The following is a 24952-nucleotide window of genomic DNA, read 5'->3' on the forward strand; positions in this document are numbered from 1 at the left end:
TATGTATAGTATGATATACTTTAATTAAATAAAAGTAAACTATTTTATACTTCGAGGTGGTTTTATATATGAAAGAAAATGAAGATATGCAAACGAAAGAAGTCATTCAACAAGTTGGACAGTTATTGAGACAAATTCGAAATGAACAGAAATTAAGTTTAGAAGAATTAGCTCATAAAACAGGAGTTAGTAAATTAACATTAGGAAAGATCGAAAGAGGGGAAACAAATCCGACGCTAGCTGTCATTTGGAAAATAACGAAAGGGTTATCAATTCCTTTATCTAGATTAATGGTTTTTGGAGAACCAGTAGCCGTTGCGCGCTGTGGAGAAGGATTTGCAGTAGATGTAGGACAAGCATGGCATTTAGAAACGATGTTCCGTTATACGAAAGAAACAGGGATGGAAATGCACCGTGCTTGTTTACGATCAAATAGTATATATGAACCAGAAGCTCATCATGAAGGTGCGATTGAGCTTGTAACGGTAATGAAAGGGAAAGTGTCTATTCAAGTGGAGAATGATGTATATGAATTAAATGAGTTTGATTCCATTCAATTTGAAGCGAATAAGAAGCATATTTATAAAAATGAAGAAGAAGAAGTGGCGGTATTACATTTAACGATGAAATATTCTTCATGAAAAAATCCCCTATAGAAAAATCTATAGGGGATTTTGTATACACTATGCTCAAATATATGAAAGAATGTTATTAGTAAGAGTGTGGCATAAGTAATAAACAAATAAAATAAACTAAAAACCCCGTCCCAAAACATAAAACTGCAATGACCCAAAGTATGCGAATGAGAGTAGAGCTAATATCAAAATATTCTCCTAAACCACCGCATATACCAAATAGCATTTTATCAGTTTCGGATTTACATAATCTTTTTGACATCTTCCAATACACTCCTTTTTATAGCAAACTCTATACTTCTATTCTATATGGAAATCTATGAGGAGACTATGAGGTTGTATGACATTTTTTTAGGGAACAGTCATATTAATTGTCTTAATTTTCAGTTGATATTAAAATTATAGTAAGAGGTAACTTTTAATAAAGGGTGGGGAAATAGAGATGACGGTATATTGGTTGACTAATGTAACGCTTGAATCGGGGTATACATATGAAGAGGGGAGAATTTCAAAAACAGAAACAGAGTTATGTAGTTTACTTATTGAAGAGGGACGAATTAAAAAAATTATAGCAGGGACTGTTCAAGAGGAAGGGGTACTCATTCTTGATGCTAATCGTTTATTAATTTTGCCCGCTTTCGAAGAGATGCATATTCACATTGATAAGACATATTATAGTGGTCCTTGGAAAGCTTGTATGCCAGCAGAAAGTATTTTTACACGCTTTAATGAAGAAGAAAAAATTTTACCAAAGCAATTAGCGACTGCCCAAAATAGAGCGGAAAATATGCTAGAGTTACTACTGCAAAATGGTGCAACGAATATTAGAACGCATTGTAATGTTGATCCAATTATTGGGCTTGGTAATTTGGAGGCGACGTTAGCGGCATTAGAAACATATAAAAATCGAGTGTCTAGTAGAATTGTTGCGTTTCCGCAACATGGATTATTGCGCAGTAATTCTGTACAACTCGTGAAAGATGCGATGCGTATGGGTGCTCATCTAGTCGGAGGCGTAGATCCAGCTACAGTGGATAATGACATTGAAAAATCATTACATACAATTATGGATATCGCAGTAGAATTTAATGCGGATGTTGATATTCATTTGCATGATGCGAATAATCTTGGAACATTTACGATGAAGAGATTGGCAAGTTTAACAGAAGAAGCAGGATGGCAAGGTCGTGTAACAATTAGTCATGCACTTGGACTTGGTGGTGTTACTGATAAAGAGGCTGAAGAAGTGGCAGAAAGACTCGCAAATGTAAATATTGATATTACTTCAACGGTACCAATTGGTAAACAAGTAATCCCAATTCCGTTATTAGATAAAAAAGGTGTTAAGGTTTCATTAGGAAATGATAGTATTACAGATCATTGGTCACCGTTTGGAACAGGTGATATGCTTCAAAAGGCGAATCGATTAGCAGAGCGTTTTGGGTGGAGTGATGAAAGGTCTTTAGGAAAAGCACTTCGCTTTATTACAGGAGGAAAAGAAACGTTAAATAATGAAGGGAAGCGAGTATGGCCGAATGTAGGGGATGAAGCGAGTTTTGTTTTGACAAATGCGACATGCGCTGCTGAAGCAGTAGCGCGTCAAACAGAAAAACGTTTAGTCGTGTATAAAGGAAATATTGTTGTTGGAAGTTTAAATGAGGTGGAATTAAATAATCTTGTGTAGAAGAATCGTTTAAATATTTTGAGGGGGGTTCTAATGGTAAGTCTAGAACTCTTCTTTTTTATTCTTACAGTATATTTTTTATAGGAAAGCTAGAAGGGATGAAAATTTTGGACAATCAACATAACCAAAATCATATTATGGGAACTTTGCAATGGTTTATATTTTTATTAGCAAATTCAATCGCACTACCAATTGTCGTTGGCGGATTATTTCATCTTACGACGGAAGAAATATTTTATTTAATGCAGCGTACGTTTTTTGTAGTTGGTATATCTTCTTTTTTACAAGGCTGGCTTGGGCATAGACTGCCAATTGCGGATGGGCCGGCTGGATCTTGGGTTGGTGTATTTACCGTGCTTGCTTATGCAACGGCCGGACAGGATCAATTACATAGTACACTGCAAATTTTAGAATTAGGAATGATAATCTCCGGTGTTATTTTAATAGGATTAGGAGTAACTGGTTTTATAGGACGTATTTTATTTTTATTTACGCCGCTTGTGACAGGGACGTTTTTACTTTTATTATGTTTACAATTAAGTGGTGTATTTTTAAAAGGAATGTTAGGGATTACAGCTACTATTTCTCAAATTGACGGATTTACAGCAATGATCGCGTTTAGTATATTTTTGTTCGTTATTATACTATCTAATTTCGGAAAAGGCTTTGTCAAAAGTTATGCAGTTTTAATAGGATTAATTAGTGGGTGGATTATTTTTCTCATTGCAGGAAAAGTGACAATCCCATCTCAAGTAACTCATTTTGTGCAACTTCCACATATATTTGCTTGGGGACTTCCAAAATGGAATACAGGTATGGCTGTATCAAGTTTCGTTATGGTATGTATTTTAGTTTCGAATACGGTGGCAGCTATTATAGCAATTAATCAAGCAACTATTCATAAAGCGACTATTGAACAAAAACAGTTGAAAGATGGAACATGGGTTGGGGGGATTTCACATATCATCTCTTCTGTATTTTCAACTGTAGGTGTCGTTCCGTTACCAGCAACGGCAGGATTTATACGTTTAACAAAACAAAAGTATATACGATCGTTCTTAATGGCATGTGCGTTACTAGTCGTAATGTCTCTTTTTCCAAGTATTATTCGTTACTTAGCATCTTTACCATCTGCTGTCGCATCGGCTGTTTTAATGGCTTCGTTCGTACAGTTAATTGGAATTGGATTTAATAATATAAAACAAGTGCCGATGAGTGAAAGGAATGTAACGATTTTAGGCGTTGCAGTATTATTTGGCAGCGGCGTTATGTTTTTACCGTCTGGAGCACTCCAATCCTTGCCGTCTGTTATGCAATATATATTCGGTAATGGTTTATTTGTAGGTACGGTTGTAAGTATATTGCTAGAACAAATATGGCGCGTTGGGAAGTAAGTGGATAAAAAGAGTGTACGCACTGTATAAAAGTCTAAAATAACATAGGAAATAAAGCCCATTTTCATTCACCACCTGCACATTTCGTTCATACAATATCTTGACTAAATAAACACCCAACTTACACATACACAGCTCTGGCTTAAGCAAGGAGGGTTATACCAGTTGAAGGAAAAAGCGTATCAATCTAAACCTTTACTCACAAAGAGAGAAAGAGAAGTATTTGAATTACTGGTTCAAGATAAAACAACGAAGGAAATTGCAGGTGAACTTTTTATAAGTGAAAAGACAGTTCGCAACCACATCTCAAACGCAATGCAAAAGCTAGGGGTTAAAGGACGTTCACAAGCAGTTGTGGAGCTTCTTCGTATGGGAGAGCTCGAACTATAAGAAAGCAGCCGACTTTTATACAAAGAGTCGGCTATTTTTTTGTTTGCTTCACTTGCTATATGAATGATAAGAACACTCCATACATAAATAGGTAATAAGGAGGGGATATGTTGAAAAGGATACTGTTAGTTTCAACAAGTGCTCATGATATGAATGGACACCCGACGGGTTTGTGGCTTGAAGAGCTCGCAGCTCCTTATCATTTATTTAAAAAGGCTAAGTTTGATGTTGATATTGTGTCAATAAAAGGTGGGAGAGTACCTATAGATAGAGTGTCTATTCCGAATGGTATACCTCGCGAATTCAAGCATGTAGCTTCTTTATTACAAAATACGAGGCCGATTTCAAATGTTCATTTCTCGGATTATGATGCGGTTTTATTTGGTGGTGGGCACGGGGCGATTGTAGATTTTCCAGGCAATCCATATGTAGCAAATTTGATTGAGAATATGTATAACAATAACCGGATTGTAGCGGCTGTTTGTCACGGAGTAAGCTCCTTAGTCGGTGTGAAAAATAAGGATAGCTCGTTTTTTGTTGCCGGTAAGCGTATAACAGGTTATACAAACGATGAAGAAAAAGCTGTACATTTAGAAAAGCGCGTTCCGTTTTTGTTAGAAAGTAAGTTGAAAGAAGAAGGAGCTTTGTTTTATGTAGCGCCTAATTTTACGCCGCATGTGGTAGTAGATGGGCATTTAATTACAGGGCAAAATCCACAGTCTAGCGTGGAAATAGGTAAGGCTATAAAAAGGGCTGTAAATAAATTATAGAAAAAGTACCGCTACTAACAAAGGTAGTGGGTATTTTTATCCTAAAATTCCCCCCTCAAAATTGGTTTGTAACTGTCCAGTTGGTGATAATGGATTCTAGTTCTTTATGTATAGTATATGAAAATGTAATAAACTAAAAAAGCATAATGAGTATAATAACTTCATTTATAATCATTCGTGAATTTGCTATACTATTTTGTATGGACAAAAGGGGAGGCTCTTTTAAATGAGAAAAGTCGCATGTGCAAATACTTATATTAATAAAATAAAGCCCGTTATTAGAAAGACGAGTTTTAGCCAATTGAAAATAGATGAAATTGCGAAATATATGGATATTAGTAAAGCTACTTTATATAAACGTTTTTCTTCGAAAGATGAAATTATTGAGGCGGTAGTAGAGGATTTTATAAATTATCTACTCGAAGGTGATGCGGACAATCAAGATGAAAGCATGTCTTTTGCAGAACGTTTCCAAAAGACGTTTATCCACTCTTTAAAATGTGTGACATATATTTCGGATGTTTTTTTGCAAGATTTGAAAGAAGCATATCCGCATTTGTCAGATCAATTAGTCGCTGCACAACAAAATCGTAATCATAATTTGCAAATGTTTTTTGAAGCGGGTATGGAACAAGGTTATTTTAATAAAATGAATGCACAATTATTTATGGTACAAGATGATGTGATGTTACGACGTATTATAGATCATTCTTTTTGTATTCAGTACGATATTACTTTAAAGAAAGCGATATTTGATTTTTATCAATTAAAGAAGTATCAACTTTTTAAACCAGAGTATATAGAAGCAATTGATGATTCTGAAATTGAAAAAGAAGTTATTGCTATTTTGCAAATGATTTCGTAAAAAAGCAGATCTCCCTTAGTAGAGGGAAATCTGCTTTTTTAGTACATATTATTTTTGCAACTGTTTTAATACTAATTCGGCTACTGAACCACCTGAAGCTGGGTTTTGACCAGTGATAACACGATTATCTTCTAGAGCAAAAGCTTCCCAAGGCTGTGCAGCTTTTTCGTAAAGTCCTCCATTTTTAATGAGTTCATCTTCTGTTAAAAATGGAACGAATTGATCTAATTCAGCTAATTTTTCTTCTTCATTTGAAAAGCCTGTTACCTTCTTACCGCTAATTAAACGATCCCCATTACTTAATGTAATATGAAATAAACCAGCTGCTCCATGACAAACGGAAGAAACAATACCGCCGTTTTCATAAATATTGCGGCTAATATTTTGAAGTTCTTTATTTTCTGGGAAGTCCCAAATAACCCCGTGACCACCTGCGTAATAAATAACAGCGTAGTCTTCTGGATTCACTTCACTTGGTTTCATTGTAGAACCGAGGCGATTCATAAACTCTTTCTTTTGGTACCATTCCCAATCGATGCTCTCCGCCATTGCTAAACTATGTGGATCAATTGGTGTATAACCGCCTTGTGGACTGACGTAATCAACTTCGTAACCCGCTTCTTCTACTTTTTTTACGAAATGTACAGCTTCACCGAGCCAAAGTCCGGTAGCCCTACTTAAATTTGGGTATTTTTCTACGCTTGTTAATACAACTAACATTTTTTTCTTCATCATAATCCTCCTATAATGTCTCTTCTATATAAAAGTTCTGTATTCGTTTCATTTTATTAAGTTAAAAAATGCAAATTTGAATAATCATGCCAGTCCTCCTTATATCAGCTTCGAAATTAGTGTATAATAACTTTTGAACAAAGTAAACTAAAAATACTAAATTAGTTTACTTTGTATGTTTTTCGTTGACAAACTGTAATGCTGAAACTATGATAGTTCCATGAATATCGAACAATATACGTGTTTCGTTTCGAATTCAATTTATCGCGCGATAAATTAGCACCATTTATACATTTAATGAAGTTGTTTAGTGGTGATACAACATTTAAATAACTTCATTTTTTTATCTATAGTTTGACAGTTTTAAAATTGCAATCAGGAGAGTGTTACACATGGGGAAAGATATAAGTAACCATTCGAAATGGTTTGTTTTTACATTATGTTTTATTGTTTTGTTAGGACCGATGAACGCTGTGTTATTTAATGTAGCGCTAGAGGATATTGCTAATGATTTATCAATTAGTCAATCGAAAGTAAGTTGGGTTGTAGTAGGGTATTCTTTAGTCGTCGGTATCGGTTCGATGATATATGGAAAACTGGCTGATCGTTACAGTGTAAAAAGGCTATTAATTATTTCTATTATCATATTTGTAGCTGGTTCTATTGTTGGGTTTGTGAATCAATCTTATGAGATTATCATTTTCGCAAGGCTAGTGCAGGCGAGCGGAGGAGCAGAGGAGCAGCGTTTATTGCGCTTAGTATGATTGCGGTGGCTAAATTAGTTGCTCCAGCTAAAAAACCGGGTGCGTTAGCAATGATTAGTTCTTCTATTGCATTAGCGGTTGGTATTGGACCTTTAGTTGGTGGGGCAATTACAAATACGTTAGGGTGGCCGTATTTATTTTTATTTATGGTTATTTCAATGGTTGGTATTTTCTTGCTCGTAAAATTTATGCCAGAAGAGGTGCAACATACCGATGAAGTGTTCCACTTTGATTTCATTGGAGCATTTTTATTATTTGTATTGATTACGACCGTTTTATTAGGAGTGAATATTAATAGTTGGCTTTTTGTGTTATCTGTTGCTTTCCTATTTTTATTCAAGGCTCATATGAAGAGAGCAGAGTCGCCGTTTATTGATATTGAGTTGTTTACAAATAAACCATTCCTGCGTTTAATAGCGGTCGGATTTATCATTAATGTGGCGTTATGTGCTAGTTTATTATTATTACCATTACTGTTAGGAAGAGGGCACGGATTGTCTCCGTTCGTTATTGGAATTGTATTGTTTGTTGCATCTCTCTTTGGTATTGTATCTAGTTTTATTACCGGAAAGATTATTCCTGCGTTTGGGAATGTGAGGATGATGTATGTAGCGTCTGTAGTTATGATCATTGGCTTTTTAATTTTAGGGATTATTCCAGACGGGAACTTACTCTTTATTTTATTTGCGGTTATTTTAACATTTATGAGTTATTCGGCAATTCAAGTATCATTAAACACATTTATTCCGAAAACATTAAATCCAGCTAAAGTTGGAGTCGGCCTTGGTTTATATAATTTAATTAACTTTTTCGGTATGGCATTCGGACCAGCTGTAGCAAGCAAAATTATGGAATCAACAAATAGTTATCGATTGAATTTTATTTTGATCGTCATTTTAATTTCTGTTCATTTCGTCTTATTAATGGGAATGTCTTCTTTTCAAAAAAAGATGGATCAATGAATATGCACTTTATATAGAAGAAACCGACTTTCTTATAGAAGGTCGGTTATTTTTCTATCTTGCAAATTATGAAAAAAAGGAGCAAAATAAAAAAGGTCCTAGTCTATACATGGGCAAATGAAAATTTTCATACAGAAGCATTTGAAGTGAGCGAACTTAAAGTGTGTAAAATATAATGATAAACATAAAAGATGATGAATGAGAAAACGGGTGATGAAGTTGAATAGAGCAATCGGTGTTATCGATTCAGGAGTTGGCGGTTTAACAGTAGCGAAGGAATTAATTCGTCAGTTGCCGAAAGAGCGTATCATATATTTAGGAGATACAGCACGTTGTCCTTATGGTCCACGTTCTCGAGAAGAAGTACGTCAATTTACGTGGGAAATGACGGAGCATTTACTAGATTTAAATATTAAAATGTTAGTTATTGCGTGTAATACAGCAACTGCAGTTGTATTAGAAGAGATGCAAAAACAATTACCAATTCCAGTAGTAGGAGTTATTCACCCAGGATCACGTACAGCTTTAAAAGTGACAAACACGTATCACGTTGGGATTATTGGAACGATTGGAACGGTGAAAAGTGGTGCATACGAAGATGCGTTAAAGTCTATTAATAACCGTGTTATGGTAGAAAGTTTAGCTTGTCCACCTTTCGTTGAACTTGTAGAGAGTGGGAATTTCGAAAGTGAAATGGCGTATGAAGTTGTAAGAGAAACGCTGCAACCACTGAAAAGTACCGATATTGATACACTTATATTAGGGTGTACACACTATCCGATTTTAGGACCTGTTATTAAAAAAGTAATGGGAAATAAAGTACAACTAATTAGTTCTGGTGATGAAACAGCACGTGAAGTAAGTACAATCTTATATCATAGTAAAATGTTGAATGAAGGAGAAGAACAAAGCGATCATCTCTTCTTAACAACAGGAAAAATAGGCTTGTTTAAAGAAATTGCATCAAAATGGTTCGGTCAACCGATTGAAAATGTGAAGCATATTCATTTAGAAAAAGAATAATAGTAGAATTCATATAAGTGAGCTCCTGAGAAATCAGGAGTTTTTTGTTTTATCTTGCTATTTGCTGGGCAGTTAGACCCTCCACTGATTAAAGTTTCACTTTATAAGAGGCACAGCTTGTTCTAAAATGTGAAACGGCTCGTATACATAATAGTACAAACTTAGATTTTAGGGGGGAATGGCATGCCTAAATCCACTTTTAAATGGGTTGTTGGTGCTACTGTGAGCGCTGTTTTACTAACAGGGTGTGGCTTTATAAATCAGGAGAAAGCAACTGAACAAATTGATCCGCCAAAACAAGTTACGTATACAGAGGGTGGGAAGAAAGAAGTAGCTAAAAAAGATAAGCAAGGGCAAATGGTAAATAGAGAACTATACCTTGTTGATAAAAATGGTTATGTTGTACCACAAACGTTAGCTATACCTACTCCGAAAGCAAATGAGACTGTGAAGCAAACGTTAGAATACCTTGTGAAAGATGGACCGGTAACGAATTTATTACCGAATGGGTTTCGTGCAGTCATTCCGGCGAATACAACGATGACTTTAGATTTGAAAAAGGACGGGACGGCAGTTATTGATTTCTCTAAAGAAATGAAAAACTATGCGAAAGAAGAAGAGCGTCAAATCATTGAATCTATAGCGTGGACGTTGACGCAATTTACAGAGATAAAACAAGTGCAGTTCCAAATAAATGGTGAGAAATTGGCGAAGATGCCGGTTGCTGGTACACCGCTTGGTGAAGGAGTGAGCCGTGCAAATGGTATTAACTTCGATGATGAACAAGTAGCAGATGTAACAAATACAAAACCAGTCACACTGTATTTTATGGCGCAAAATAATAATAAACAGCAATACTACGTACCAGTCACACGCCGCGTTGCGGAAGGTAAAGAAAATGACTATGCAGCAATTATAGATGAACTTGTAAAAGGTCCGATCCATCAATCGCTCCTGAATGATTTTAATCCAGGCGTTAAGCTTATTACGAATCCGAAATTACAAGACGGAAATCTTACATTAAACTTTAATGAAAATATATTTGTAAACCCAGATAAAAATATGATCTCAAATTACGTATTGAAGTCGTTAGTTTTATCTTTAACAGAAAAGAAAGGTGTGAAAAATATTTCTATTGAAGTGAATGGAAAAGCAAATCTTATAGATGAAAAGGGCGGAAAGTTAATAAAACCTGTAGATCGTCCAGAAAACGTGAATACAGGTAGTTTTTAATCTTGAATAATTTGATATACTTAAGTAAGAAAGGAGAATTGCTTTTTGGGTTCTCCTTCTTTTATTGTATACATATCATACATTTAAATTTGGCTATACTAACGAGTAGTAATTAAGAGGAGGTTATTTTTATGCGAGTAGATGGTAGAGAGAAAACAGAATTACGCCATATACATATTCATACGAATTATTTAAAACATCCAGAGGGATCTGTATTAATTGAAGTTGGGGATACAAAGGTGATTTGCTCAGCGACAATTGAAGAGCGTGTCCCGCCATTTATGCGTGGAGAAGGCAAGGGCTGGGTAACAGCTGAATATGCGATGATTCCACGTGCGACAGAACAACGTACAATTAGGGAGTCAAGTAAAGGGAAAGTAACAGGACGTACAATGGAAATTCAACGTCTAATTGGACGAGCATTACGTGCGGTAGTTGATTTAGAAGCGCTTGGCGAGAGAACAGTTTGGATTGACTGTGATGTTATCCAAGCAGATGGTGGAACGAGAACAGCGTCTATTACAGGTGCATATGTAGCGATGGTATTAGCTTTCGAGAAATTATTACAAGCAGAAAAAGTATCTAAAATTCCAGTAAAAGATTATTTAGCAGCAACGTCAGTAGGAATTGTTGAAGAGCAAGGTGTTGTTTTAGATTTAAACTATGCAGAAGATTCTAAAGCAGACGTTGATATGAACGTAATTATGACTGGAAAAGGCCAATTTGTTGAAGTGCAAGGAACTGGAGAAGAAGCGACGTTTAGTAGAGCGCAGTTAAATGAACTACTTGATGCTGCGGAAAAAGGCATTTTCCAACTGATTGATATACAAAAAGAAGCTTTAGGTGACATCGTATCTCATATAGAGTAGAGGTGGAAAGTATGAAACAAGTTGTTGTAGCGACAAAAAATATGGGAAAAGTACGTGAGTTTGCTGAGTTATTTGAGCGATTTGATTTAGAAGTGAAATCATTACACGATTTTCCTCATATTGAAGAAGTCGAAGAAACTGGTGAAACATTTGAAGAAAATGCGATCTTAAAAGCGGATAGTTTGAGTAGACAGTTGAATTCTATCGTAATTGCGGATGATTCGGGTCTTATTGTAGATGCTTTAAATGGAAAACCAGGAGTGTATTCAGCGCGTTTTGCTGGTGAACCGAAAAATGACCAAGCAAATATCGATAAAGTGTTACAAGAATTAAATGGCGTTGACTTTGAAAAGCGTAAAGCTCGTTTCTATTGTGCATTAGCAGTTGCTTTCCCTGAAGGTGATAAAAAGCCTGTCATTGTAAATGGGACATGTGAAGGATTTATCTTAGAACAACGCCGCGGAGAAAATGGCTTTGGATACGATCCGATTTTTTATGTGGAAGAATACAAAAAAGCAATGGCGGAATTAAGTTCAGATGAAAAAAATGCTATTAGCCATCGTGGCCGTGCTCTTCGTAAGTTAGAAGAAAAAATCCCGGAATGGTTTTTAGGAGAATAAGGGAGAGAGAATGATGAAAGCTTTAATCGTAAGCGATAGTCATAGCTCTGTGAAGGAATTACAGCAGTTGAAAGAGAAATATGAAGGGAAAGTAGATATCATGATTCATTGCGGTGATTCAGAGCTAACGCCTGCTCATGAAGAACTGCAAGGTTTCCATGTTGTAAAAGGAAACTGTGATTATGCTAACTTTCAAGATGAAATTGTAACTGATGTAGATGGAATTCGCTTCTTAGTAGTGCATGGACATCGCCATAATGTGAAAATGACATTACAAACGCTAGCGTACCATGCTGAAGAAGTGGGAGCGCAAGTTGCATGCTTCGGACATTCTCACGTATTAGGTGCGGAATTAATCGAGGGCGTTTTATTTATTAATCCAGGCAGTATTTTATTACCACGTCAGCGTGTAGAAAAGACATTTGCTTTATTAGAAATGGATGAAAATCAAATGGAAGTTCGTTTCGAAACGTTAGACGGACAACTAGTTGAACAAGCAGTTTTTAAAAGAGGATAAGAAAATTTATCCTCTTTTAAAAAAGGTGTTGACTTTATGTGTGGTTATACATATAATAAATATTGTCGATAGGGCAACGGCGCTAACGAAGAAAAGAAAATAACATATGCGGGTGTAGTTTAGTGGTAAAACAAGAGCCTTCCAAGCTCTGGTCGAGAGTTCGATTCTCTTCACCCGCTCCATGTCCCAGTAGCTCAGCCGGATAGAGCATACGCCTTCTAAGCGTACGGTCGGGAGTTCGAATCTCTCCTGGGACGCTAAAAAAACCTTGTTATCTTTTGATAACAAGGTTTTTTGTTTGTCTACAAATTGATGTATGTGCAAGAGGTTTAAAAATATTATAACGGGATATATGATAATGAGTATATGCAACAGATTAAAGTGCATTAAAAAGAGCGCTTAAAAAACGCTCTTTGCTAGTCAGTTATATTATTTGTTTGTTCAGGCTCATCAAATGGTTTATGCACGTATTGAAAACCATATCCAGATTCTCTTAATTGTTTACTTACAATATTATCAAACTCTTTACCATTCTAGTAAGATTGAGCATCGATTGTCGGAACTTATCCCCGGCAGTGTGTTACAATTAATAGAAGCGGAAAACGAGAATCTCCAATTGACTGGACCTGTGATTGGTTAGAGGGTTTAAGAAGGTCGTATAAAAAAGGGAGATGGCGCAAAGATGGCGAGATCAAATGAGAATGATTTAACGGAGAAATTGGCAGAAGGTCACCGGAAATATGGTGATGGCAATTTTACAGTACAGAATATCGGTGATGAAACTAACCCGAATTGGACTGTCGTAAAAAATGTGAGGAAGGGATCGGCAGGCATTCGCGAAGGAGAAGATATATTAAGACTGCGATCCAAATATATAAAATAGTACGGAAATGGGCGGAGCGGGAGTTCGAATCTCTCCTGGGACGCTAAGAAAACCTTGTTATCTTTTGATAACAAGGTTTTTTGTGTATTTAAAATTAGTTGTTAATAAACTTGTCAAAGACAAAACCATAATCTTTCACATTATATTGTTTCTTCGTATCAACAAGCCAGTTAAAGGCAATCTCGTTCATTTCTTTAAATTGCTCTGCTAAGTTTACTTGTGCGTTTGAAATACGGCTAAAGGCATTAGATGCCATATCTAAACTTTTATGTGCATATTGTAATGTAATATCGTTGTCGTATGAAATTTCTTCGATTTTAAGTAAAGCCTTATATAAATCTTTTAATTCTTCAATATGTTTTTTATGAACATCAATTGAGTAATGTTCATCGCCCATTTGAAACTTAATTTCTACATCTAAATCAATCGTTCCTGCAGTTTCAAGTGCTACGTTTTTAATTTGATATTTGCTATAACTAAAGCGGCGTAGTGTACGTTTTTTACTTGTTGCGCTTGTACCGTCTAAGTGAATTAACCCTTTGTTTGTGAAGCAATATTCATCTGATTTGGATTTAATTAGAAAGTAAATTTTCTCCCCATCTTCATGCATCACATAATCATCAGCATCGACCTTATCATAGTCTTTAGGTGTAATGACAGAACCTACATCGCTTAGTCCTAATACATCTGCCGCCATTTTTTTAAACATATATAATCCCCCTTGTAAATTAAATTCTTAATTGTACAAAAATATATTAACACGATTTTCACCAGTTGTTTTCTTCTAATACGAAAATATCTGAAAGTAAGTTAAGAAAAGTAACGAATAATTATTTTGATTCTAAATTATTTAGTAAATCTATTAGTTTAAGAGTCGATTCGTTCAAAAATAACTAAAAGAAAAAAGTTGATTTTACAAGTAATTATAGAGAAATTCCGTGAAAGCACCTCAAGCGATATGAGGTGTTTTTCAATCTCTTTTTGAAATCTTACAATTCTGTAAGGTAACTGTAAGGTAGTTCGATGGTAAGAAATTGCTAATCTTTTATAATGAAGATAACAACGATAAAACGAGGAGGAAGAAATGATGAAAGGATTAGTTGTAACGGGCTTAACGGTTGCTTTTGGATTTGTAGCGTATGAGAAATTAACGTATGTAGTTGATGTTGTGAAACATTTGATCGCTTAGAGAAAACAGCCATGAGAGGGAAAGGGAATGAGTGAATGAATGGAATGGTTATTTGGAATTATAGGTACTTGTAGTGTAGTGTTATTGTTCTTTGTCCCAAGTGGTATACTTAGTTCGACAACAAGTTTGTTCTTCTTAAGTTTGTTTGCTTGTACGATGCTTATTATTATGTTTTTAATGAAGCGAAGTAAACCAATCTTCTATTTTAGCATGATTGTTATGGCAATTATTGTTCTCCAAATTATTACCCTTGTAATATACCCCACAATTATAAAATCTTTCCATTAATGATGAATCCTCTGCGCTTGTTGCTGGGGATTTTTATTTGTACAATTTTAATTTTTAGTAGAAATTTATTCGTATTGGAATGTAAAAATTAAATATTTTCATATTTCAAACAAATAGTTTAGGGATGTTGTGTTCTCATTACGCATTTGATATATTTACTTTGAACATAATTAAAATCAAGAAAAAGAGGCGGACGTATGGATAAAAAAGAAAATACGGTCGTATTGTTTCCACAACTATCAGAGCGCTATATTGATGAAGGTTTTTTAGCGCTGAAAGAGCGGGAATTCGAAGATGCATTGCGTTGCTTTGAAATATTACGTCAGTATAATGCGGAAACGGAACAAACGGAATTAGCTTCAGTTATTTGTTTACTCGAATTAAAACGTATGGAAGAAGCGAAAGACAAATGTGAACAGTTGCTTAAAACAGGAGTTGTCTTATTTGGTGATATTCTTGAAACGTACGTAACTATTTTAGTTCAAACAAATGATTATGAAGGTGTTATTGAAACTGTTGAAAAGGTTTTACAAACGAAAGATATAATGCCTGATCAAAAGGAAAAATTAGCGCAGCTTGCTTTATTTGCAGAAGGTATGCTAAATGAGGGAGACGCATCGCTAGTGGATTCAAATTTTGAATTGGATGAGTTTACTAATGAAATTTTTGGAGAAAACTTTGGACAGAAGCTAAGAGCGATTCAGCGACTTTCGTTAAAAGACTTAGATCTTGCATTACCTGTTTTAAAGAAATTTTTAATAGACGAAGAGCAGCACCCCTATTTGAAAACTTCTATTTTGTATAAAATGATAGAAAGTCAGGTAGAAGAAGAAATAGAGGTAGAAAAGTTTGGAAATACGATTAAGGTGATTCCAGCATTTACAGGTCATAATGAGGAGCAATTCAATAACATTATACATAAATTATCAAGCCGATTAGAGCAAAATTATCCCGATATATTTGAAGCAATGGTTACATATTGGAAAGAGTTGCAAATTAGCGTTTTCCCATTCGCTCTATTAATGGATAAAGAAGAGATTTGGTCAGCTGTTTTAGAGAGAATTGGAAGAAAGCGTTTCGGATTGGCTATAGATGAAGAAGAGCTTATGGCAGCATATAATATCGAATTGGAAGAGTTTCATATTGCCTATCAATGGTTATTACGTGTTGAAAGAGAAGGATATTTGCCCGTATAATTATGAAAAAGAATCGTTCAGTTCTTGAAACGAGCATATTCTATGTTATAATGTAAGGGTTGCAAAAGGCAGAAATCTGCCTGTTTGTAAGAGAAGAGAAGTGTAATTCTCTTACTTAATATGTTTCATATTATTCTCGAACAAAATATACCGTAGTTGTCTTCTGGGCAATTAGTAGATTGGAACATTATATCTGAAAGCTTTTGCTAGAGGGTTATTTGTGTATTTGTTATTTCAAAAAAGAGATAATGAAGATCTTAATCTATAGAGGTATGTGCATACATTATTATAGTTGGAGGGAAAGAATAAATGTCTACAAAATGGGAAAAATTAGAAGGTAACGTTGGCGTTTTAACAATCGAAGTTGATGCTAAAGAAGTAAACAACTCTATCGACGCTGCGTTCAAAAAAGTAGTAAAAACAATTAACGTACCAGGTTTCCGTAAAGGAAAAATGCCTCGTCCATTATTCGAACAACGCTTTGGTATTGAATCTTTATACCAAGATGCTTTAGATATCATTTTACCAAAAGCATACGGTGAAGCGATCGAAGAAGCTGGTATCTTCCCAGTTGATCATCCTGAAATCGACATCGAGAAGTTCGAAAAAAATGCTAACCTTATCTTCACTGCAAAAGTTACAGTGAAACCTGAAGTTAAATTAGGTGAGTACAAAGGTTTAGCAGTAGAAAAAGTTGAAACAACTGTAACTGACGAAGATGTAGAGAACGAATTAAAATCTTTACAAGAGCGTCAAGCTGAACTAGTTGTTAAAGAAGAAGGAACTGTTGAAAACGGTGATACAGCTGTAATCGACTTCGAAGGTTTCGTTGATGGCGAAGCATTTGAAGGCGGAAAAGGCGAAAACTACTCTCTAGCAATCGGTTCTGGTACATTCATCCCAGGTTTCGAAGAGCAAGTAATCGGTCTTAAATCTGGTGAGTCTAAAGACGTTGAAGTATCATTCCCAGAAGAGTACCATGCTGCTGAATTAGCTGGCAAACCAGCAACATTCAAAGTAACAATTCACGAAATCAAAACAAAAGAACTTCCTGAGTTAAACGACGAGTTCGCTAAAGAAGCAGACGAAGCGGTTGCAACTCTTGATGAATTAAAAGCAAAACTTCGCACAAACTTAGAAGAAGGCAAAAAGCACGAAGCTGAGCACAAAGTACGTGACGAAGTAGTAGAATTAGCTGCTGCTAACGCTGAAATCGAAATTCCAGAAGCTATGATCAACACTGAGTTAGATCGTATGGTTCGTGAATTCGAGCAACGTTTAAGCCAACAAGGTATGAACCTTGAGCTTTACTACCAATTCACAGGTACTGACGCTGACAAATTAAAAGAGCAAATGAAAGAAGATGCACAAAAACGTGTAAGAATCAATCTTGTTCTTGAAGCTATCATTGAAGCTGAAAACATCGAAGTTACTGAAGAAGAAGTAACTGCAGAAGTTGAAAAAATGGCTGAAATGTACGGTATGCCAGTAGACGCTATCAAGCAAGCTCTTGGAAGCGTAGACGCTTTAGCTGAAGATCTTAAAGTGCGTAAAGCTGTAGACTTCTTAGTAGAAAACGCTGCATAATAAAATAACAAGGCACGATTTTAATCGTGCCTTGTTTTATAAATATAGAAATATATTTATAAAACTTTTCGATGGAGAAGGAAAAGTTCCTTTACAAGTCGAATATACATATTTCAAAAGTTTTAAAATTTTTTTATTTGTACATAACTAGTCATATTATTTGTATTTCTCGCCACGTAGTGACATAATATGTATTTACATACGATACATTTATCGTGTACATACGAAGGCAAGAGGTTAGCACTTTGTAAGGGGTGTGAAAATATGTTTAAATTTAATGATGAAAAAGGGCAATTAAAATGTTCTTTCTGTGGTAAAACACAAACGCAAGTTCGAAAGTTAGTAGCAGGTCCAGGTGTTTACATTTGTGACGAGTGTATCGAACTTTGTACTGAAATTGTACAAGAGGAGCTTGCGAAGGACGAAGAAGTAGAATTCAAAGATGTACCGAAACCGGTAGAAATTCGTGAAATCTTAGATGAGTATGTCATCGGGCAAGATAGCGCGAAAAAAGCACTAGCGGTAGCGGTATATAACCATTACAAACGCATTAATTCTAACAGCAAAATTGATGATGTAGAATTAGCGAAGAGTAATATCGCACTTATCGGGCCAACAGGTAGTGGTAAAACATTACTTGCACAAACGTTAGCGCGTATTCTAAATGTTCCATTTGCAATCGCGGACGCAACATCTTTAACAGAAGCTGGATATGTTGGGGAAGATGTAGAAAATATCTTACTAAAATTAATTCAAGCAGCTGATTATGATGTAGAGAAAGCGGAAAAAGGAATCATTTATATTGATGAGATTGATAAAGTGGCACGTAAGTCCGAAAATCCATCAATTACACGTGATGTATCTGGTGAAGGTGTGCAGCAGGCACTTCTGAAAATTTTAGAAGGTACTGTAGCAAGCGTTCCACCTCAAGGTGGTCGTAAGCATCCGCACCAAGAGTTTATTCAAATTGATACAACGAACATCTTATTCATTTGTGGTGGAGCGTTTGATGGCATTGAGCCGATTATTAAACGTCGCCTTGGTGAGAAAGTAATTGGATTTGGTTCTGAGAAGAAAAATGCTGATGTAAATGAGAAGCATGTTTTATCTCACGTATTACCAGAGGATCTTTTAAGATTTGGTTTAATTCCAGAGTTTATCGGTCGTCTTCCAGTTATTGCGAACCTAGAGCCACTTGATGAAGATGCTCTTGTTGATATTTTAACGAAACCGAAAAATGCACTTGTTAAGCAATTCCAAAAACTATTGGAGCTTGACGATGTTGAGTTAGAGTTTGAAGAAGGTGCACTAATCGAAATTGCGAAAAAAGCAATTGAACGTAAAACGGGTGCTCGTGGACTTCGTTCTATTATTGAAGGCTTAATGCTTGATGTAATGTTCGAACTTCCATCTCGTAAAGATATCGAGAAGTGTATTCTTACAAAAGAAACAGTAGCTGATAATGAACCGCCAAAATTGGTGTTACAAGACGGTACTGTACTTGATACAAAAACATCTGCATAATGCGAAAGGGAAACAGCAATTTTTATAATTGCTGTTTTTCTTTATGTTTAGCTACGTTCCTCCGCGGAAATACTAAGAGATAAAATATTGCGGGAGGAAATAAATAATGAGCTGGACAAATATATTTTTAGTTGTTCAACTTGTTTTTGGTGTAATTGTCGGATTATATTTCTGGCATTTACTTCGAAATCAACGAACACAAAAAGCTTCAATTGATCGAGAATCGAAAAAAGAATTAGAACAGCTTCGTAAAATGCGTGAGATTTCTTTAACAGAGCCGCTAGCAGAAAAGGTGCGTCCTACAACCTTTTTAGATATTGTAGGGCAAGAGGACGGGATTAAGTCCTTAAAAGCGGCTCTTTGTGGTCCGAATCCGCAACATGTAATCATATATGGCCCGCCAGGTGTTGGGAAAACAGCGGCAGCACGTCTTGTATTAGAAGAAGCGAAACGAAATCCTAAATCTCCATTTCGTACGAATGCAACATTTATTGAACTTGATGCGACGACAGCTCGGTTTGATGAACGTGGTATCGCAGACCCTTTAATTGGTTCGGTGCATGATCCGATTTATCAAGGTGCTGGGGCGATGGGGCAAGCAGGTATTCCGCAACCGAAAAAAGGTGCTGTAACAGATGCGCATGGTGGTATTTTGTTTATTGATGAGATTGGCGAACTCCATCCGATTCAAATGAACAAAATGTTAAAGGTGTTAGAAGATCGAAAAGTATTTTTAGAAAGTGCGTACTATAGTGAAGAAAATACGATGATCCCAACATATATACATGATATTTTCCAAAAAGGCTTACCGGCAGATTTTCGCTTAGTTGGAGCAACGACACGTTCGCCAGAGGAAATTCCTCCTGCTATTCGGTCACGTTGCTTAGAAGTATTTTTCCGTGAATTAGATACGGAAGAGATTCAAAAAGTAGCGAAAAACGCCGCGGAAAAAGTGGAAATGCAAATAGGTGAAAATGGTATTGAAATGATTGGGATGTATGCAAGAAATGGACGAGAGGCGATTAATCTCGTACAAATTTCTGCTGGTATGGCGATAAATGAAGAACGTTCTTTCATTAAAGATGAAGATATAGAGTGGGTTGTTCACTCAAGTCAGCTTACGCCGAAATACGAAAAGCACATTTATCCGATTCCAAGGATTGGTCTTGTAAATGGTCTTGCTGTATACGGACCAAATACAGGTGCGTTATTAGAAATTGAAGTAACAGCAATTCCGGCGAAAGATAAAGGATCGGTAAATGTTACCGGAATTGTAGAAGAAGAAAGTATTGGTAGTCAAACGAAATCGATTCGCCGTAAAAGTATGGCAAAAGGCTCTGTTGATAATGTATTAACAGTACTTCGTTCTTTAGATGTGTTGCCAGAAGGATACGATATACATATTAATTTTCCAGGTGGTATCCCAATTGATGGACCTTCTGCAGGAATCGCTATGGCAACAGGTGTATATTCTGCGGTGCATCGCACATATGTAAATAATGAAGTAGCGATGACAGGTGAAATAAGTATACACGGAGAAGTAAAGCCTATTGGTGGCGTGTACGCAAAAATAAAAGCTGCGAAAAAAGCGGGAGCTAAGAAAGTCATTATTCCTGCTGAAAATATGCAACCATTTTTGTATACGATAAAGGGAATCGAAATTATTCCTGTCCGTAAATTAAAAGAAGTATTTGAGTTAACGTTTATGCAAGAAAATATGCATAGAGAGCTAGATGTACATACTAACGTAGACGAAACAGATGCACAATCTATGTAAAAATAAACAATAATAAAATTTGCCAGACTTCGTTTAAGTTTGTATGCTTAATCGGAGTCTTTTTTCTTTTCGTGAGGTAGAAAAACAAGCTATTTACAATTGCGAGGAATCTCAGCAATTGCATCTAGGTGTATTGTAATATAAAATAGTTGAACAGGAGTTTAATTTATTATGGAGGTGCTATGTCTAGTATGAATACGAACGAAAGAATCGTGCCCCTCCTACCATTAAGAGGCGTTCTCGTATATCCAACGATGGTTTTGCATCTTGATGTAGGACGTGATAAATCGATACAAGCACTAGAGCAGGCGGCAATGGATGAAAATATCATCTTTTTAGCAATGCAAAAAGAAATGAATATCGATGATCCGAAAGAAGATGACATATATAGTGTAGGTACAGTGGCGAAAGTAAAGCAAATGCTAAAATTGCCGAACGGTACGCTTCGTGTCCTTGTGGAAGGTTTACATAGAGCAGAAGTAATAGAGTTTATCGAAGAAGAAAATGTAGTACAAGTGTCTATTAAAACGGTAACTGAAGAAGTAGAAGATGATTTAGAAGAGAAAGCTCTTATGCGTACGTTACTGGAGCATTTCGAACAATATATTAAAGTTTCGAAAAAAGTTTCAAATGAAACATTTGCAACGGTAGCTGATGTAGAGGAACCAGGGAGATTAGCTGATTTAATTGCTTCTCACTTGCCGATTAAAACGAAGCAGAAACAAGAGATTCTAGAGATTGTATCTGTAAAAGAACGATTACATACACTTATTTCAATTATTCAAGATGAACAAGAGTTACTTAGCCTAGAAAAGAAAATTGGGCAACAAGTGAAACGTTCAATGGAGCGCACGCAAAAAGAATATTTCTTACGTGAGCAAATGAAGGCGATTCAAACTGAACTTGGCGACAAAGAAGGTAAGGGCGGAGAAGTAGAAGAACTTCGTGAAAAAATTGAACAGTCAGGAATGCCTGAAGAAACAATGAAGGCTGCGCTGAAAGAATTAGATCGTTATGAAAAGTTACCAGCAAGTTCTGCGGAGAGTGGTGTTATTCGCAATTATATTGATTGGTTATTAGCGCTTCCGTGGACAGAGGCAACAGAAGATATAATTGATCTTGCTCATTCGGAAGAGATTTTAAATAACGATCATTACGGTCTTGAAAAAGTGAAAGAGCGTGTACTTGAATATTTAGCTGTACAGAAGTTAACGAATTCATTAAAAGGACCTATCCTTTGTTTAGTAGGCCCTCCTGGGGTCGGAAAAACGTCGTTAGCGCGTTCAATTGCAACATCATTGAATCGTAACTTTGTCCGTGTATCTCTTGGTGGTGTGCGTGATGAATCTGAAATTCGTGGTCACCGCCGTACATATGTTGGAGCAATGCCAGGACGCATTATTCAAGGTATGAAAAAGGCGAAAACAGTTAATCCAGTCTTCTTATTAGATGAGATTGATAAAATGTCTAACGATTTCCGTGGAGATCCATCAGCAGCATTACTTGAAGTATTAGATCCAGAACAAAACCATAACTTCAGTGATCATTACATTGAAGAACCATATGATCTATCGAAAGTTATGTTTGTAGCAACTGCTAATACACTTTCAAGTATTCCAGGTCCATTACTTGACCGTATGGAAATCATTTCGATTGCTGGCTATACAGAACTTGAAAAAGTACACATTGCTCGTGAGCATTTATTGCCAAAACAATTAAAAGAGCATGGCTTACGAAAAGGTAATTTACAAGTACGTGATGAAGCGCTTCTTGAAATTATTCGTTATTATACACGTGAGGCTGGTGTTCGTACGCTAGAACGCCAAATTGCAAAAGTTTGCCGTAAAGTAGCGAAAATTATCGTTACAGCAGAACGTAAACGTATCGTTGTGACAGAGAAAAAGATTGTTGATTTACTTGGTAAACACATATTCCGTTATGGGCAAGCTGAAAAAACAGACCAAGTTGGTATGGCAACAGGTCTAGCTTACACAGCAGCAGGCGGCGATACACTTGCAATTGAAGTTTCTGTAGCGCCAGGAAAAGGGAAACTAATTTTAACAGGGAAACTTGGGGATGTTATGAAAGAATCAGCACAAGCTGCGTTTAGTTATATACGTTCTCGTGCAGAAGAGCTTCAGATTGATCCGAATTTCCATGAGAAAAATGATATTCATATTCATGTTCCAGAAGGAGCAGTTCCGAAAGATGGACCGTCAGCAGGTATTACGATGGCAACGGCACTTATTTCTGCACTAACAGGTATTCCTGTAAGTAAAGAAGTAGGTATGACAGGTGAAATTACACTTCGTGGTCGTGTATTACCAATTGGTGGCTTAAAAGAAAAAACATTAAGTGCTCACCGCGCAGGCTTAACAAAAATTATTTTGCCAGCAGAAAACGAGAAAGATTTAGATGATATTCCAGAGAGCGTAAAAGAAAACCTTACGTTTGTGCTTGCATCTCATTTAGATGAAGTATTGGAGCACGCATTAGTAGGAGTGAAACAATGAAAGTAACAAAAGCAGATATTGTAATTAGTGCTGTTAAACCAGAACAATATCCAGACAGTGATTTACCAGAAATTGCATTAGCAGGTCGTTCAAATGTCGGGAAGTCTTCCTTTATTAATAAAATTTTAAATCGTAAAAAGTTAGTGCGTATTTCTTCTAAACCAGGAAAAACGCAAACGCTGAACTTTTTCTTGATCAATGAGATGATGCATTTTGTTGACGTTCCAGGTTATGGATATGCGAAAGTGTCTAAATCGGAGCGCGCGGCATGGGGGAAAATGATTGAAACGTACTTTACAACGCGTAAGCAATTAGACGCAGCTGTATTAGTAGTTGATTTACGTCACCAACCGACAAGTGATGACGTGATGATGTATGATTTCTTAAAGCATTATGAAATCCCAACAATTATTATTGCGACGAAAGCTGATAAAATCCCGAAAGGGAAATGGCAAAAGCATTTAAAAGTTGTAAAAGAAACGCTTGCTGTTGAAATTGGCGATGAAATCGTTCTATTCTCTTCTGAAACAGGACTTGGAAAAGAAGAAGCGTGGAAGGCAATTCATAAAATGACAAAAACAAAAAACGCGTGACGAATGTCGCGCGTTTTTTTCTTTATATAAGCTGTTAACGTACGTTTAATGTAACTTCAATATTACCTCGTGTTGCTTTAGAGTAAGGACATACACCGTGAGCCGCTTCTACAAGTTCTTGTGCTTCGCTATGTGAAACGCCAGCGACATGTACATCAAGCACGGCAGATAGGCCAAAACCACCATCTGTATCTTTTCCGATAGAAACGTGAGCGGTTACTTCTGTACTTTCTACTTTCATACGTTTTGTACGAATGACAAGTTGTAATGCACTATCGAAACAAGCTGCATAACCAGCTGCAAATAGTTGTTCTGGATTTGTTGCTTCTCCACCTGCACCACCTAGTGCTTTCGGCATTTTCACATCAAGATTTAATATGCCATCATCTGAAACTACTTTCCCATTTCTTCCACCTGTTGCTGTTACTGAAGCAGTATATAATTTATCCATATTTATTCCCCTTTTCCATCATTAATTGTTTTCATTGTTTCAATTAGTTTATTTAGTTGAATTAATAAAGAGCGATATTCTTGCTCTGTAATTCCTAAGTTTGTAGCCATTGTTGTCGGTAATGAACAAGCCTTTTCCTTTAAATTTTTACCTTGTTCTGTTAATTCAATACAAACTTTTCGCTCGTCTTCTTTGGAACGAACACGTGTTACAAGTGTTAATGATTCCATTCGTTTTAACATAGGTGTTAACGTACCGGAATCTAAAAATAGACGCTCTCCAATTTCTTTTACTGTTAGTCCATCTTGCTCCCATAGTACGAGTAAAGTAATATACTGGGGATACGTAATACCCATCTCTTCTAAATAAGGTCGATAAAAACGAGTAACCTCTCTAGAACAGGCATAAATAGAAAAACAAAGTTGGTTATCTAGATGCAAAGAGTCCTCTGTCATACATAACTCCCTTCTTATTAAGTTGTGCACAATTTAAT

The 24952-nt window shown here is 36.1% G+C and carries 24 protein-coding genes, 2 tRNA genes and 1 pseudogene; 22 read left to right on the forward strand and 5 right to left on the reverse strand.

Annotated features, from left to right (window positions below):
- Window positions 1-68: 68 nt before the first annotated feature.
- Window positions 69-641, forward strand: a complete 573-nt coding sequence (locus DN400_RS12915) for a helix-turn-helix domain-containing protein (protein ID WP_000661921.1) — start codon at window positions 69-71, stop codon at window positions 639-641.
- Between the two features lie 70 nt (window positions 642-711).
- On the opposite strand, the gene DN400_RS12920 is transcribed toward DN400_RS12915, so the two are convergent.
- Window positions 712-897, reverse strand: a complete 186-nt coding sequence (locus DN400_RS12920) for a PspC domain-containing protein (protein ID WP_000044336.1) — start codon at window positions 895-897, stop codon at window positions 712-714.
- 180 nt (window positions 898-1077) lie between these two features.
- Here DN400_RS12920 and DN400_RS12925 point away from each other — a divergent pair, with 180 nt between their 5' ends.
- From DN400_RS12925 to DN400_RS12945, 5 genes are all read left to right on the forward strand, one after another.
- Complete coding sequence (locus tag DN400_RS12925) at window positions 1078-2319, forward strand: amidohydrolase family protein (RefSeq protein ID WP_000219588.1); 1242 nt, start codon at window positions 1078-1080, stop codon at window positions 2317-2319.
- A gap of 98 nt (window positions 2320-2417) precedes the next feature.
- Entirely contained in the window at window positions 2418-3713 is a 1296-nt protein-coding gene (locus tag DN400_RS12930; RefSeq protein ID WP_053563595.1) for a purine/pyrimidine permease, read from the forward strand.
- 165 nt (window positions 3714-3878) lie between these two features.
- A complete protein-coding gene (gene gerE, locus DN400_RS12935) occupies window positions 3879-4103 on the forward strand; it encodes a spore germination transcription factor GerE (protein ID WP_000659484.1) in 225 nt (74 codons plus the stop codon).
- Between the two features lie 107 nt (window positions 4104-4210).
- On the forward strand, window positions 4211-4873 hold the full coding sequence (locus DN400_RS12940; RefSeq protein ID WP_016512275.1) for a type 1 glutamine amidotransferase domain-containing protein: 663 nt from the start codon (window positions 4211-4213) through the stop codon (window positions 4871-4873).
- A gap of 226 nt (window positions 4874-5099) precedes the next feature.
- Window positions 5100-5738: a TetR/AcrR family transcriptional regulator gene (locus DN400_RS12945; protein WP_065229399.1), complete on the forward strand. Its 639-nt coding sequence runs from the start codon at window positions 5100-5102 to the stop codon at window positions 5736-5738.
- Between the two features lie 48 nt (window positions 5739-5786).
- Here DN400_RS12945 and DN400_RS12950 read toward each other — a convergent pair whose 3' ends face one another.
- Window positions 5787-6470, reverse strand: coding sequence for a type 1 glutamine amidotransferase domain-containing protein (locus tag DN400_RS12950; protein WP_000728528.1), 684 nt, complete (start codon window positions 6468-6470; stop codon window positions 5787-5789).
- A gap of 392 nt (window positions 6471-6862) precedes the next feature.
- Here DN400_RS12950 and DN400_RS12955 point away from each other — a divergent pair.
- The 9 genes and pseudogenes from DN400_RS12955 (at window position 6863) to DN400_RS13000 (ending at window position 13341) form a co-directional block, all read left to right on the forward strand.
- Window positions 6863-8196, forward strand: a pseudogene (locus DN400_RS12955) (MFS transporter).
- 213 nt (window positions 8197-8409) lie between these two features.
- Entirely contained in the window at window positions 8410-9219 is an 810-nt protein-coding gene (gene racE / locus DN400_RS12960) for a glutamate racemase (RefSeq protein WP_147801704.1), read from the forward strand.
- A 183-nt stretch (window positions 9220-9402) separates the two neighbouring features.
- On the forward strand, window positions 9403-10452 hold the full coding sequence (gene gerM, locus DN400_RS12965) for a spore germination protein GerM (protein ID WP_001126743.1): 1050 nt from the start codon (window positions 9403-9405) through the stop codon (window positions 10450-10452).
- Window positions 10453-10583: 131 nt separating this feature from the next.
- Window positions 10584-11321 (forward strand): ribonuclease PH, encoded by a 738-nt coding sequence (gene rph, locus DN400_RS12970; protein ID WP_001261762.1) that lies wholly within the window; start codon window positions 10584-10586, stop codon window positions 11319-11321.
- A gap of 11 nt (window positions 11322-11332) precedes the next feature.
- Window positions 11333-11941 (forward strand): XTP/dITP diphosphatase, encoded by a 609-nt coding sequence (locus tag DN400_RS12975; RefSeq protein WP_000815949.1) that lies wholly within the window; start codon window positions 11333-11335, stop codon window positions 11939-11941.
- Window positions 11942-11954: 13 nt separating this feature from the next.
- Window positions 11955-12458: a metallophosphoesterase gene (locus DN400_RS12980; protein ID WP_000645488.1), complete on the forward strand. Its 504-nt coding sequence runs from the start codon at window positions 11955-11957 to the stop codon at window positions 12456-12458.
- 108 nt (window positions 12459-12566) lie between these two features.
- Window positions 12567-12640 (forward strand) — tRNA-Gly (locus tag DN400_RS12985).
- 1 nt (window position 12641) lies between these two features.
- Window positions 12642-12715: transfer RNA gene (locus DN400_RS12990), tRNA-Arg, on the forward strand.
- Window positions 12716-13140: 425 nt separating this feature from the next.
- Window positions 13141-13341, forward strand: coding sequence for a hypothetical protein (locus DN400_RS13000; RefSeq protein ID WP_000124460.1), 201 nt, complete (start codon window positions 13141-13143; stop codon window positions 13339-13341).
- Between the two features lie 94 nt (window positions 13342-13435).
- Here DN400_RS13000 and DN400_RS13005 read toward each other — a convergent pair whose 3' ends face one another.
- Complete coding sequence (locus DN400_RS13005) at window positions 13436-14050, reverse strand: PH domain-containing protein (RefSeq protein WP_000473868.1); 615 nt, start codon at window positions 14048-14050, stop codon at window positions 13436-13438.
- A 519-nt stretch (window positions 14051-14569) separates the two neighbouring features.
- Between DN400_RS13005 and DN400_RS13010 the strand changes: the two genes are divergently transcribed.
- The 7 genes from DN400_RS13010 to ysxC all read left to right on the forward strand — a co-directional run bounded on the left by DN400_RS13010 (window position 14570) and on the right by ysxC (window position 24008).
- Window positions 14570-14818 (forward strand): hypothetical protein, encoded by a 249-nt coding sequence (locus DN400_RS13010; RefSeq protein ID WP_147801705.1) that lies wholly within the window; start codon window positions 14570-14572, stop codon window positions 14816-14818.
- A gap of 197 nt (window positions 14819-15015) precedes the next feature.
- On the forward strand, window positions 15016-16014 hold the full coding sequence (locus tag DN400_RS13015; protein WP_000358254.1) for a hypothetical protein: 999 nt from the start codon (window positions 15016-15018) through the stop codon (window positions 16012-16014).
- A gap of 309 nt (window positions 16015-16323) precedes the next feature.
- Window positions 16324-17601, forward strand: coding sequence for a trigger factor (gene tig, locus DN400_RS13020; protein WP_000105215.1), 1278 nt, complete (start codon window positions 16324-16326; stop codon window positions 17599-17601).
- A 264-nt stretch (window positions 17602-17865) separates the two neighbouring features.
- On the forward strand, window positions 17866-19125 hold the full coding sequence (clpX, locus tag DN400_RS13025) for an ATP-dependent protease ATP-binding subunit ClpX (RefSeq protein WP_000472289.1): 1260 nt from the start codon (window positions 17866-17868) through the stop codon (window positions 19123-19125).
- Window positions 19126-19231: 106 nt separating this feature from the next.
- Entirely contained in the window at window positions 19232-20902 is a 1671-nt protein-coding gene (gene lonB, locus DN400_RS13030) for an ATP-dependent protease LonB (protein ID WP_147801706.1), read from the forward strand.
- 182 nt (window positions 20903-21084) lie between these two features.
- A complete protein-coding gene (gene lon / locus DN400_RS13035) occupies window positions 21085-23415 on the forward strand; it encodes an endopeptidase La (RefSeq protein ID WP_000097288.1) in 2331 nt (776 codons plus the stop codon).
- Window positions 23412-24008, forward strand: coding sequence for a ribosome biogenesis GTP-binding protein YsxC (gene ysxC, locus DN400_RS13040; protein WP_000869118.1), 597 nt, complete (start codon window positions 23412-23414; stop codon window positions 24006-24008). Before lon ends, ysxC begins: the two co-directional genes overlap by 4 nt.
- A 34-nt stretch (window positions 24009-24042) precedes the next feature.
- Here the strand turns inward: ysxC and DN400_RS13045 are convergent, their stop codons facing one another.
- Window positions 24043-24459 (reverse strand): organic hydroperoxide resistance protein, encoded by a 417-nt coding sequence (locus DN400_RS13045; RefSeq protein WP_000359774.1) that lies wholly within the window; start codon window positions 24457-24459, stop codon window positions 24043-24045.
- A gap of 2 nt (window positions 24460-24461) precedes the next feature.
- Window positions 24462-24914 (reverse strand): MarR family winged helix-turn-helix transcriptional regulator, encoded by a 453-nt coding sequence (locus DN400_RS13050; RefSeq protein ID WP_065229396.1) that lies wholly within the window; start codon window positions 24912-24914, stop codon window positions 24462-24464.
- Window positions 24915-24952 lie beyond the last annotated feature (38 nt).

Source organism: Bacillus sp. AR8-1, from assembly GCF_008042345.1.
GTDB classification, from domain to species: Bacteria; Bacillota; Bacilli; order Bacillales; family Bacillaceae_G; genus Bacillus_A; species Bacillus_A cereus.

Excerpts from the sequence above, each read along its gene's own strand:
- DN400_RS12915 (WP_000661921.1), top strand. The coding sequence starts at position 69 with ATGAAAGAAAATGAAGATATGCAAACGAAAGAAGTCATTCAACAAGTT.
- DN400_RS12920 (WP_000044336.1), bottom strand. The coding sequence starts at position 897 with ATGTCAAAAAGATTATGTAAATCCGAAACTGATAAAATGCTATTTGGT.
- DN400_RS12925 (WP_000219588.1), top strand. The coding sequence starts at position 1,078 with ATGACGGTATATTGGTTGACTAATGTAACGCTTGAATCGGGGTATACA.
- DN400_RS12930 (WP_053563595.1), top strand. The coding sequence starts at position 2,418 with ATGAAAATTTTGGACAATCAACATAACCAAAATCATATTATGGGAACT.
- DN400_RS12940 (WP_016512275.1), top strand. The coding sequence starts at position 4,211 with ATGTTGAAAAGGATACTGTTAGTTTCAACAAGTGCTCATGATATGAAT.
- DN400_RS12945 (WP_065229399.1), top strand. The coding sequence starts at position 5,100 with ATGAGAAAAGTCGCATGTGCAAATACTTATATTAATAAAATAAAGCCC.
- DN400_RS12950 (WP_000728528.1), bottom strand. The coding sequence starts at position 6,470 with ATGAAGAAAAAAATGTTAGTTGTATTAACAAGCGTAGAAAAATACCCA.
- racE (WP_147801704.1), top strand. The coding sequence starts at position 8,410 with ATGAAGTTGAATAGAGCAATCGGTGTTATCGATTCAGGAGTTGGCGGT.
- gerM (WP_001126743.1), top strand. The coding sequence starts at position 9,403 with ATGCCTAAATCCACTTTTAAATGGGTTGTTGGTGCTACTGTGAGCGCT.
- rph (WP_001261762.1), top strand. The coding sequence starts at position 10,584 with ATGCGAGTAGATGGTAGAGAGAAAACAGAATTACGCCATATACATATT.
- DN400_RS12975 (WP_000815949.1), top strand. The coding sequence starts at position 11,333 with ATGAAACAAGTTGTTGTAGCGACAAAAAATATGGGAAAAGTACGTGAG.
- DN400_RS12980 (WP_000645488.1), top strand. The coding sequence starts at position 11,955 with ATGAAAGCTTTAATCGTAAGCGATAGTCATAGCTCTGTGAAGGAATTA.
- DN400_RS13000 (WP_000124460.1), top strand. The coding sequence starts at position 13,141 with ATGGCGAGATCAAATGAGAATGATTTAACGGAGAAATTGGCAGAAGGT.
- DN400_RS13005 (WP_000473868.1), bottom strand. The coding sequence starts at position 14,050 with ATGTTTAAAAAAATGGCGGCAGATGTATTAGGACTAAGCGATGTAGGT.
- DN400_RS13010 (WP_147801705.1), top strand. The coding sequence starts at position 14,570 with ATGGAATGGTTATTTGGAATTATAGGTACTTGTAGTGTAGTGTTATTG.
- DN400_RS13015 (WP_000358254.1), top strand. The coding sequence starts at position 15,016 with ATGGATAAAAAAGAAAATACGGTCGTATTGTTTCCACAACTATCAGAG.
- tig (WP_000105215.1), top strand. The coding sequence starts at position 16,324 with ATGTCTACAAAATGGGAAAAATTAGAAGGTAACGTTGGCGTTTTAACA.
- clpX (WP_000472289.1), top strand. The coding sequence starts at position 17,866 with ATGTTTAAATTTAATGATGAAAAAGGGCAATTAAAATGTTCTTTCTGT.
- lonB (WP_147801706.1), top strand. The coding sequence starts at position 19,232 with ATGAGCTGGACAAATATATTTTTAGTTGTTCAACTTGTTTTTGGTGTA.
- lon (WP_000097288.1), top strand. The coding sequence starts at position 21,085 with ATGTCTAGTATGAATACGAACGAAAGAATCGTGCCCCTCCTACCATTA.
- ysxC (WP_000869118.1), top strand. The coding sequence starts at position 23,412 with ATGAAAGTAACAAAAGCAGATATTGTAATTAGTGCTGTTAAACCAGAA.
- DN400_RS13045 (WP_000359774.1), bottom strand. The coding sequence starts at position 24,459 with ATGGATAAATTATATACTGCTTCAGTAACAGCAACAGGTGGAAGAAAT.
- DN400_RS13050 (WP_065229396.1), bottom strand. The coding sequence starts at position 24,914 with ATGACAGAGGACTCTTTGCATCTAGATAACCAACTTTGTTTTTCTATT.